Annotated in this window: 6 protein-coding genes; 3 read left to right on the top strand and 3 right to left on the bottom strand. The window is 71.9% G+C overall.

Going from position 1 to position 9,648, the window contains the following annotated elements:
* Nucleotides 1-223 precede the first annotated feature (223 nt).
* From WN71_RS36050 to WN71_RS36040, 3 genes are all read left to right on the top strand, one after another.
* Nucleotides 224-3,196 (top strand): lysylphosphatidylglycerol synthase transmembrane domain-containing protein, encoded by a 2,973-nt coding sequence (locus tag WN71_RS36050; protein ID WP_046591210.1) that lies wholly within the window; start codon nt 224-226, stop codon nt 3,194-3,196.
* A 212-nt stretch (nt 3,197-3,408) separates the two neighbouring features.
* Complete coding sequence (locus WN71_RS36045) at nt 3,409-4,956, top strand: alpha/beta hydrolase (RefSeq protein ID WP_046591211.1); 1,548 nt, start codon at nt 3,409-3,411, stop codon at nt 4,954-4,956.
* 123 nt (nt 4,957-5,079) lie between these two features.
* Nucleotides 5,080-6,639: an alpha/beta hydrolase gene (locus WN71_RS36040; RefSeq protein WP_046591212.1), complete on the top strand. Its 1,560-nt coding sequence runs from the start codon at nt 5,080-5,082 to the stop codon at nt 6,637-6,639.
* A gap of 65 nt (nt 6,640-6,704) precedes the next feature.
* On the opposite strand, the gene moeZ is transcribed toward WN71_RS36040, so the two are convergent.
* From moeZ to WN71_RS36025, 3 genes are all read right to left on the bottom strand, one after another.
* Nucleotides 6,705-7,883 (bottom strand): adenylyltransferase/sulfurtransferase MoeZ, encoded by a 1,179-nt coding sequence (gene moeZ, locus WN71_RS36035; protein WP_046591213.1) that lies wholly within the window; start codon nt 7,881-7,883, stop codon nt 6,705-6,707.
* Nucleotides 7,884-7,946: 63 nt separating this feature from the next.
* Nucleotides 7,947-8,696: a spherulation-specific family 4 protein gene (locus WN71_RS36030; RefSeq protein WP_046591214.1), complete on the bottom strand. Its 750-nt coding sequence runs from the start codon at nt 8,694-8,696 to the stop codon at nt 7,947-7,949.
* The gene (locus WN71_RS36025; RefSeq protein ID WP_046591215.1) at nt 8,684-9,643 is read right to left on the bottom strand and encodes an NAD-dependent epimerase/dehydratase family protein; all 960 of its coding nucleotides are present in this window, start codon (nt 9,641-9,643) and stop codon (nt 8,684-8,686) included. Before WN71_RS36025 ends, WN71_RS36030 begins: the two co-directional genes overlap by 13 nt.
* Nucleotides 9,644-9,648: the final 5 nt, after the last annotated feature.

The raw sequence follows: 9,648 nt of genomic DNA, 5'->3' as shown, positions 1-9,648 counted from the left end.
GCCCCCAAGGCCCCCTCCCGGGGGTTCTCCTCGCTCATTCGACCCATCCTGCCCGAGACCACCGACACGGCGACGCGCTCGCCCCCGCGCGCGTGCTTCGCTCCACGGCGGCGCTTCCGGCAGACTGTGCGCCCCGCAATTGCACCCTGATGCCCCCGTCTGTCGGTGGGACATGCCACCATCATGCGGGCGGTGACTGGTGATACGAGATCAAGAAGAGACCATGAAGCAGCAGGGCGTGCACCCCGACGGCGCGGAGGGCACCTCCGCCGGTTCGGCGCGCCCTGACGCCAGCGGCACCGCCGAACGACAGACCGAGCGGACCACCGGGCGCGGGGGCGCGAAGCCCTCGGAGGCACGGGCCGAGCGGGAGCCCGAACGGCCCGCCGGCCGGCGTCCGGACCGGACGCCCGACAGCACCACGGACCGGCGGTCCGAGCAGCGGCAGGGCGACAGACCCACCGGTCGGCAGTCCGAGCGGAAGCAGTCCGGGCAAAAGCCCGGCAGGCCCGCCGACCAGCAGACCGACCAGGCCGACCAGGTCGCCGAGGAGACCGCCGCCCGGCGCGCCGCGCGCCGCGCCGACGACCCCGACGAGGTCCACGCGGACGAGGTCGAGGGCGACGAACCCCTGCTCCCCGCGCGCGTGCACCGCCCGTCCGACCTGATGCGGCTGCTGGTGGGCGTGCTCGCCATCGCCGTCCTGCTGGCCATCGCGGGCTTCGCGCACGGCACCACCTCGGGCCTCGAACAGGACATCAACAAGGGCACCGGGCAGGCCCCCGACCTGCTGATCAAGATCGCCGGGCTGGCCTCCAGCATCGCGATCCTGCTGGTCCCGGTCGCCTTCGCGATCGAGCGGCTGATCAAGCGGGACGGGCTGCGGATCGCCGACGGCGTGCTCGCCGCGGTCCTCGCCCACGGTGTGACACTCGCCACCGACCTGTGGGTGGCGAAGGCCGCCCCCGGCTCGATCCAGGAGGCGCTCACCCAGCCCTCCCCCGGCGACATCCACGCGCTGACCGACCCGGTCCACGGCTATCTCGCGCCCGTCATCGCGTACATGACGGCCGTCGGCATGTCACGCCGCCCGCGCTGGCGCTCCGTGCTGTGGATCGTGCTGCTCCTCGACGCGTTCTCCATGCTGGTCACCGGCTACACGACGCCGTTCTCGATCATCCTGACCGTGCTCATCGGCTGGACGGTGGCCTACGGCACCCTCTACGCCGTCGGCTCGCCCAACGTCCGGCCGACCGGGCGGACACTGATGGCGGGCCTGCGGAGGGTCGGCTTCCACCCCGTGAGCGCCGCGCGCGAGGAGCACCTCGACACCGCCGACAACACCGACCGGGGGCGGCGCTACTTCGTCACCCTGGAGGACGGCCCGCCGCTCGACGTGACCGTGGTCGACCGCGAGCAGCAGGCGCAGGGCTTCTTCTACCGCGCGTGGCGCAACCTCACCCTGCGCGGCTTCGCCAACCGCAGCAGTCTCCAGTCGCTTCGCCAGGCCCTGGAGCAGGAGGCCCTGCTCGCCTACGCCGCCATCGCGGCCGGGGCCAACGCGCCCAAGCTGATCGCCACCTCCGAGCTCGGCCCGGACGCCGTGATGCTGGTCTACGAGCACACCGGCGGCCGCACGCTGGACTCGCTGGCGGACGAGGAGATCACCGACGAACTGCTGCGGCACACCTGGCACCAGGTGCAGGCGCTCCAGTCGCGGCGCATCGCGCACAACCGGCTCGCCGGCGACGCGGTTCTGGTGGATCGTTCCGGCGCCGTGATCCTCACCGAGCTGCGCGGCGGCGAGATCGCCGCCGGAGACCTGCTGCTGCGCATGGACGTCGCGCAGCTGCTGACCACGCTCGGCCTGCGGGTCGGCGCCGAGCGCGCGGTGTCCTCGGCGGTCGAGGTCCTCGGCCCGGACGCCGTCGCGAACTGCCTGCCGATGCTCCAGCCGATCGCGCTCACCCGCTCCACGCGCGCGACGCTGCGCCGCCTCGGCCGCGAGCGCGCGCAGCGCGAGCGCGACGCGGTCCTGGAGGCGTCCCGGCAGGCCAAGCTGGCCCGCATCGAGGCGGCCTCCGACGACACGCGCACCGCGCTGGAGAATCCGGACAAGAAGACCGTGCGGGCGGAGGCGCGGGCCGAGAAGCGCGCCATCGACGAGGCCATCGACGAGGCCCGCGAGGAGGACCTGCTCACCCAGATCCGCCACCAGGTGCTGCGGATCAGGCCGCAGGCCCCCGTGGAGCCGGCCCGGCTCGAGCGGGTGCGGCCGCGGACCCTGATCAGCTTCATCGCGGGCGCCATCGGCGCGTACTACCTGCTCAGCCAGCTCACGCACCTCGAGATCGGCACGCTCTTCGCCGACGCGCAGTGGGGCTGGGTCGCCGCCGCGGTGCTGTTCTCCGCCGTCAGCTATGTGGCGGCGGCGATGTCGCTGCTCGGTTTCGTGCCGGAGCGCGTGCCCTTCCTGCGGACCGTGACCGCGCAGGTCGCCGGATCGTTCGTGAAGATCGTCGCCCCGGCCGCGGTCGGCGGTGTCGCGCTCAACACCCGCTTCCTCCAGCGCTCCGGCGTTCGGCCGGGCGGGGCCGTGGCGAGCGTGGGCGCCTCGCAGCTGTTCAGCCTCGGCTGCCACATCCTGATGCTGCTGTCGTTCGGCTATCTGACCGGCACCGAGAAGACGCCGTCGCTGTCCCCGTCCCGGACGGTCATCGCCGGTCTGCTGACGGTGGCGGTGTTCGTCCTCGTGGTGACCTCGGTGCCACTGCTGCGGAAGTTCGTCGTCACGCGCGTGAGGTCGCTGTTCGCGGGGGTCGTGCCGCGGATGCTGGACGTGCTCCAGCGGCCCCAGAAGCTCGTCACCGGCATCGGCGGGATGCTGCTGCTGACGGCCTGCTTCGTGATGTGCCTGGACGCCTCGATCCGCGCGTTCGGCGACCAGTCGACGTCACTGAGCATCGCCAGCGTCGCGGTCGTCTTCCTCGCGGGCAACGCGCTCGGCTCCGCCGCACCGACCCCGGGCGGCGTCGGCGCCGTGGAGGCCACCCTGACCGTCGGCCTGATCGCGGTGGGCCTGCCCAAGGAGGTCGCCGCACCGGCCGTGCTGCTGTACCGGCTGCTGACCCTGTGGCTGCCGGTGCTGCCCGGCTGGCTCGCCTTCAACCACCTGACCCGCAAGGGCGCGCTCTAGCCCGACCCCTCGGGGAGCGCTCCAGCTCGACCCTCGGGGAGCACTCCGGCCCGACCCCTCGGGGGAGCGCCGGCCGATCCGCAAGGGGGCGCTCCAGGGGCCGCGGGGCGGCCCACCGCCGGGGAGCGCGGCCGTGCGCCTCTCCGGCGCCGCCGTACCTCGGACGGCCCGTGGCCCGAGCGGCCCGCTCCGTGCGACCGCAGGATGGAGTCATGCCCAAGCCGTCCCGCCCGCGCGCCGTCGCCCTGCTCGCCGCCACCGCCCTGCTGTCCGGTCTGCTGGCGGGCTGCGACTCCGGCTCGGACAACGACGTGGACCTGAACGCGCAGAAGCTCGACTGGAAGGACTGTCCGGCCCCCGACGAGGCGGAGGGCGGCGGCTCCGCGCCCTCGCCGCTGCCGAACGGCACCCGCTGGCAGTGCGCCACGATGAAGGCCCCCCTGGACTGGAACAAGCCCAAGGGCGACACCCTCGGCATCGCGCTGATCCGGGCACGGACCAGCGGCCCCGCGAACCGGCGCATCGGCTCGCTGATCTTCAACTTCGGCGGTCCCGGCGGCTCGGGCGTCTCGACCCTGCCCGCCTTCGGCGACGACTACGCCGCCCTGCGCACCCGCTACGACCTGGTGAGCTTCGACCCGCGCGGGGTCGGCCGCAGCAAGCCCGTGGAGTGCCTCGACGACGCCCAGCTGGACGCCTACTTCCAGCAGGACGCGACGCCCGACGACGCCGCCGAGCGCGACCAGCTCGTCAAGGAGACCAAGAAGTTCAACGCGGCCTGCGAGAAGCACTCCGAGTCGGTGCTGCCGCATGTGCGCACCACCGACGCGGCCCGGGACATGGACCTGATGCGCCGGGTCCTCGGCGACAAGCAGATGCACTACTTCGGCATCTCCTACGGCACCGAACTCGGCGGCGTCTACGCCCATCTGTTCCCGAAGAACGTCGGCCGTGCCGTGTTCGACGCGGTCGTCGACCCGACGCAGAACTCCGAGCAGGCCTCCCTCGGACAGGCCCGCGGCTTCCAGCTCGCGCTCGACAACTACGCCGCCAACTGCACGGCCCAGAGCGACGGCTGCCCGGTCGGCGACACCCCCCAGGACGTGAAGGACCGCATCGCGAAACTCCTCGCCGACCTCGAACGCAAGCCGATCCAGGGCATCTTCCCGCGCCGGCTCACCCAGACCGCGGCGACCGGCGGGATCGCGCAGGCCCTGTACTCCAAGGACTTCTGGGACTACCTGACCCAGGGACTGGAGGAGGCGTACAGCGGGGACGGCAAGACGCTGATGCTGCTGTCCGACTCCCTCAACGGCCGCAGCCAGAACGGCGAGTACAGCAACATCACCGCCGCCAACATCGCCATCAACTGCGCCGACGACAAGCCGCGTTACACCCCCGGCTACGTCGAGCAGAAACTGCCGGAGTTCCGGGCCGCCTCCCCGCTGTTCGGGGACTACCTCGCCTGGTCCATGGTGAGCTGCACGGACTGGGCCGTGCCCGGCGCGGCCGACCACCCCGACGTCTCGGCGACCGGATCGGCGCCGATCCTCGTCGTCGGCAACACCGGCGACCCCGCCACGCCGTACGAGGGGGCGGGGAAGATGGCGAAGGCCCTCGGCCCGGGGGTCGGCGTCGAGATGACGTACAAGGGCCAGGGGCACGGCGCGTACGACAGCAAGAACCGGTGCGTGCAGCAGGCGGTGAACGGCTACCTGCTGACCGGAAAGGTGCCGGCAGCCGGGACGGTCTGCTCATAAAACCGCACAAATCCGCAGGTCAGAGAGTTATCCACAGGTCTGCGCGGGCTCGGTCGGGTCGGCCTACGATGGTCGCACCGCTCACCCGCGGCTCGATGCGGGGAGCTCGTGAGGGGGAAGCACATGCAGCGTTTCGTACGGTGGACGGCCGCGGTCGCCGCGGCCGTCCTGCTCGCCGGATGCAGCGGCGGATCGTCCGGCGGGGGCGGTGACGACAAGGCGAAGGGCACATCGACCGGCCCGTCGGCCTCGGCCGCGTCCACCGGCGCGTCCGCCCTGCCCGCCTCGCTGACTTCGCAGAAGCTGGACTGGGGCCGCTGCAGGGCCACCCGCGGCTCGGCCGCGCCCAGCAGCGACTGGCAGTGCGCGACGATGCGGGCCCCGCTGGACTGGTCGAAGCCCGACGGCTCCACCATCGGCATCGCGCTGATCCGCGAGAAGGCTGACGGCTCCCCGGGCAAGCGCATCGGCTCGCTGCTGTTCAACTTCGGTGGCCCCGGCGGCTCGGGCATCTCCACGATGCCGTCGTACGCAGCGATCGTGCCCCAACTCCGCGAGCGCTACGACCTGGTGAGCTGGGACCCGCGCGGGGTCGGGGCGAGCGAGGGCGTGCGCTGCCGCAGCGACAAGGACATCCAGACCGCCGAGTCCATCGACGTCACCCCCGACACCCCGGCCGAGGAGAAGGCGTACTTCGCGGACGCCACCTCCTTCGGCAAGGGCTGCGAACGGGCCGCGGGCTCGCTGATGGCGCATGTCTCCACCACCGACACCGCGCGCGACATGGACCTGATGCGCCAGGTCCTCGGCGACAAGCAGATGCACTACTTCGGCATCTCCTACGGCACCGAACTCGGCGGCGTCTACGCGCACCTCTTCCCGAAGAACGTCGGCCGGCTGATCCTCGACGCGGTCGTCGACCCGAGCGCGGACGCGGTGGGCCACGCGGAGAACCAGGCCCGGGGCTTCCAACGGGCGCTGAACGACTACCTGAAGTCCACCGGACAGGACCCTGAGCAGGGCTCGCAGAAGATCGTGGACCTGCTGAAGCGGATCGACGCGAAGCCGCTGCCGGCCTCGTCCGGGCGGAAGCTCACCCAGACGCTCGCGCTGACCGGGATCGTCCTCCCGCTGTACAGCAGGACCAGCTGGCCCACCCTCACCAGCGCCCTCGACTCGGCCGAGCACGGCGACGGTTCCGAACTGCTGGCGCTGGCCGACGACTACAACGAGCGCGACGCGTCGGGGCACTACGCCACGACGACCCACTCACAGCGCGTCATATCGTGCCTGGACGACAAGCAGCGGCCGACGCCCGAGCAGACGAAGAAGCTGCTGCCCACGTTCGAGAAGATCTCGCCCGTGTTCGGCGACTTCCTCGGCTGGGACACGGCCGGCTGGTGCCACGACTGGCCGGTGGCCGGGGAGTACGACACCCCGGAGGTCAGCGCCCCCGGTGCGGCGCCGATCCTGCTGGTCGGCAACACCGGCGACCCGGCGACGCCGTACGAGGGCGCCCGGAAGATGGCCGACGAGCTGGGCAAGGGCGTCGGTGTGGAACTCACCTGGAAGGGCGAGGGCCACGGGGCGTACGGCAACGGCAGCGACTGCGTCGACTCCACGGTGGACGCCTACCTGCTGAAGGGCACCGTGCCGAAGGACGGCAAGGTCTGCTCCTCATGACGACGGCGGGGGCTTCCCGCACACTCGGTGCGCGAAGCCCCCGCCGGAGCAGGACGGGCCGGAACTCAGTAGACCGGCTTGCTCGGTTCGATCTGGTTGACCCAGCCGATGACGCCGCCGCCCACGTGCACGGCGTCCGAGAAGCCCGCGGACTTCAGCACGGCGAGCACCTCGGCGCTGCGGACCCCGGTCTTGCAGTGCAGGACGATCTTCTTGTCCTGCGGGAGCGCCTCCAGGGCGGTGCCCATGAGGAACTCGTTCTTCGGGATCAGCCGGGCGCCCGGGATGGAGACGATCTCGTACTCGTTCGGCTCGCGGACATCGATGATGTCGATGTTCTCGCCCTCGTCGATCCACTCCTTGAGCTGCTTGGGAGTGATCGTGGAGTCGGCGGCCGCCGCCTGGGCCTCCTCGGACACGACGCCGCAGAAGGCCTCGTAGTCGATGAGCTCGGTGACGGTCGCGTTCTCGCCGCACACCGCGCAGTTCGGGTCCTTGCGGACCTTCACCTGGCGGTACTGCATCTCCAGGGCGTCGTAGATCATCAGGCGGCCGACCAGGGGCTCACCGACGCCGGTGAGGACCTTGATGGCCTCGGTGACCTGGATGGAGCCGATCGACGCGCACAGCACGCCGAGGACGCCGCCCTCGGCGCAGGAGGGGACCATGCCCGGCGGCGGGGGCTCGGGGTAGAGGCAGCGGTAGCAGGGGCCGTACTCGGACCAGAAGACGGAGGCCTGACCGTCGAAGCGGTAGATGGAGCCCCACACGTACGGCTTGTTCAGCAGCACGCAGGCGTCGTTGACCAGGTAGCGGGTCGCAAAGTTGTCGGTGCCGTCGACGATCAGGTCGTACTGGCTGAAGATGTCCATCACGTTGTCGGCCTCGAGCCGCTCCTCGTGAAGGATCACGTTCACGTACGGGTTGATGCCCTTGACGCTGTCGCGGGCGGACTCGGCCTTGGAGCGGCCGATGTCGGCCTGGCTGTGGATGATCTGCCGCTGGAGGTTCGACTCGTCGACCTCGTCGAACTCCACGATGCCGAGCGTGCCGACGCCCGCGGCGGCCAGGTACATCAGCGCCGGCGAGCCCAGGCCGCCGGCGCCCACACAGAGCACCTTGGCGTTCTTCAGCCGCTTCTGCCCGTCCATCCCGACGTCGGGGATGATCAGGTGGCGGGAGTACCTGCGGACCTCGTCTACGGTGAGCTCAGAAGCGGGCTCCACCAGGGGTGGCAACGACACGGGGACTCCGTTGGTCGGTCTATCACTACAGTTGTTCTCCCTGTAACAGTGCCATGGCCATCTTCATTCCGAGACACCTGTTCCGATCCGCGAGACGATGTCGTCCCAGTAGCCGGGCATGGCCTCCCACGGGTCCGCGTAGCCGCCGTGCGCCGCGCGGTCGGTGAACCAGACGGTGGCGGCGCCCTGCCAGCGGGCGATGCGCAGCGCCTCGTCGAGATGGCCCCGGGGCACGCCGTGCACGAAGTGGCAGAACCGGTCGGGCGGATACTCGGCGGTCCACTCGGCCACCTGCGACCAGCGGTACTCGCTCCACGGCCCGTCGAAGGTGACCAGTTGGTCGGCGACCTCGGTGTAGCCGGGATGGGGGTGGGCGCCGTGGCCGAGGACGACATGGGCGCCGCCGAGCAGGGTGCGCAGGGTGCTCACGACGCGCCGGATCTCGGGGAGCGCGGAGCGTTCGGTGGGGCAGTGGTCCACCAGGAAGCCGTCGACCCGGTACCAGTCGGCGTAGCGCTCGGCCTCGGCGAGCAGTTCGGTGAAGCCGCGCCCGGCACGGTCGGCGTCGAGGTGCCCGAGGACGCGGACGCCCGCGTCGGACAGTCGCGCGCCGGCGTCGAGGCAGTAGGGGTCGGGACGGCATCCGGGTCCGGCGGCGACGTTGAGGACGACCCAGTGCAACGGGGGGCCGGGGCGGGTGAGTTCGGCCCATTCGGCAGGCGCGAGGAGGGGGTGTGCGAAGCCGGGGACGCCGAGGCCGGTGCGGACGTCGGTGTGCGCGGTGCCCACGTGGGCGCCGGTCAGATGCGGCATGCCGCCTCCATCCAGATGTCGGCGAGGGACTCTTCGAGGTTGATCCGCGGCCGCCAGCCGAGCCGGTCGCGTGCGGTGCGCACGTCGGCCTGCTGCCAGCTGCCGCAGCCGTCGGGGTACGGATAGGCGACCGGCGGCACATGGTCGGGGTCGGTGCGGGGATGCCCGATGGACGCCCGCAGGGGTCCGGGCGGTCCGTCGAGTTCGTGCAGCGCGCCGCCGTAGCCGGCGACGCGGGCCAGCACGGAGGCCGCGTCGCGCAGGCGGACGGCCCGGCCCGAACCGATGTTGATCACGCCCTGCGCGGCGGACAGGGAGGCGGCGTGCACGGCGCGGGCGACGTCACGGACGTCGATGAAGTCGCGCTGGGCGCCGAGTCCGCCGAGTTTCAGCTCGCCGTCGCCGGACTGCATCGCGCGGCGCATGGCCTCGGCGAGCCGGCCGAGCGGGGAGCCGGCCGGGGTGCCGGGCCCGGCCGGGGAGAAGACGCGCAGCACGACGGCGTCGAGACCGGAGCCGAGGACCAGTTCGGTGGCGGCGAGCTTGCTGACGCCGTAGGGACCGCCGGGGCGCGGGACGGCGTCCTCCGCGGTGGAGGAACCGGGCTGGCTGGGCCCGTACTCGGCGCTGCACCCGATCTGGACCAGGCGGGCGCCGCAGCCGCTGCGCCGCAGGGCCTCGCAGACGGTGGCGACGGCGACGGTGTTGTGCCGGGTGAGGTCGCGGGCGCCGCCGCGGGTGGCGCCCGCGCAGTTGACGACGACCTGGGGGTGGACGGCGTCGAGGAAGCGGGTGAGGGCGCCGGGGCTGCCGGACGCGAGGTCGAAGCGGACGTCGGCGTCGTCGCCGCGGCCCAGCGCGGTGAGCTGGACGGCCGGGTCGGCGAGCAGGCGGTCGGCGACGAACCGGCCGAGGTATCCGTTGGCTCCGATCAGCAGGACCCTCATCGTGC

The sequence above is a fragment of the Streptomyces mangrovisoli genome (assembly GCF_000974985.2).
Lineage (GTDB): Bacteria > Actinomycetota > Actinomycetes > Streptomycetales > Streptomycetaceae > Streptomyces > Streptomyces mangrovisoli.
The sequence above is the reverse complement of the archived record's forward strand: the minus strand, read 5'-3'. Positions and strand labels throughout refer to the sequence as shown.

Bases quoted from the DNA above. Each gene is read 5' to 3' on its own strand.
- WN71_RS36025 (WP_046591215.1), bottom strand. From the start codon at position 9,643: ATGAGGGTCCTGCTGATCGGAGCCAACGGATACCTCGGCCGGTTCGTC.
- WN71_RS36040 (WP_046591212.1), top strand. From the start codon at position 5,080: ATGCAGCGTTTCGTACGGTGGACGGCCGCGGTCGCCGCGGCCGTCCTG.
- WN71_RS36030 (WP_046591214.1), bottom strand. From the start codon at position 8,696: ATGCCGCATCTGACCGGCGCCCACGTGGGCACCGCGCACACCGACGTC.
- WN71_RS36050 (WP_046591210.1), top strand. From the start codon at position 224: ATGAAGCAGCAGGGCGTGCACCCCGACGGCGCGGAGGGCACCTCCGCC.
- WN71_RS36045 (WP_046591211.1), top strand. From the start codon at position 3,409: ATGCCCAAGCCGTCCCGCCCGCGCGCCGTCGCCCTGCTCGCCGCCACC.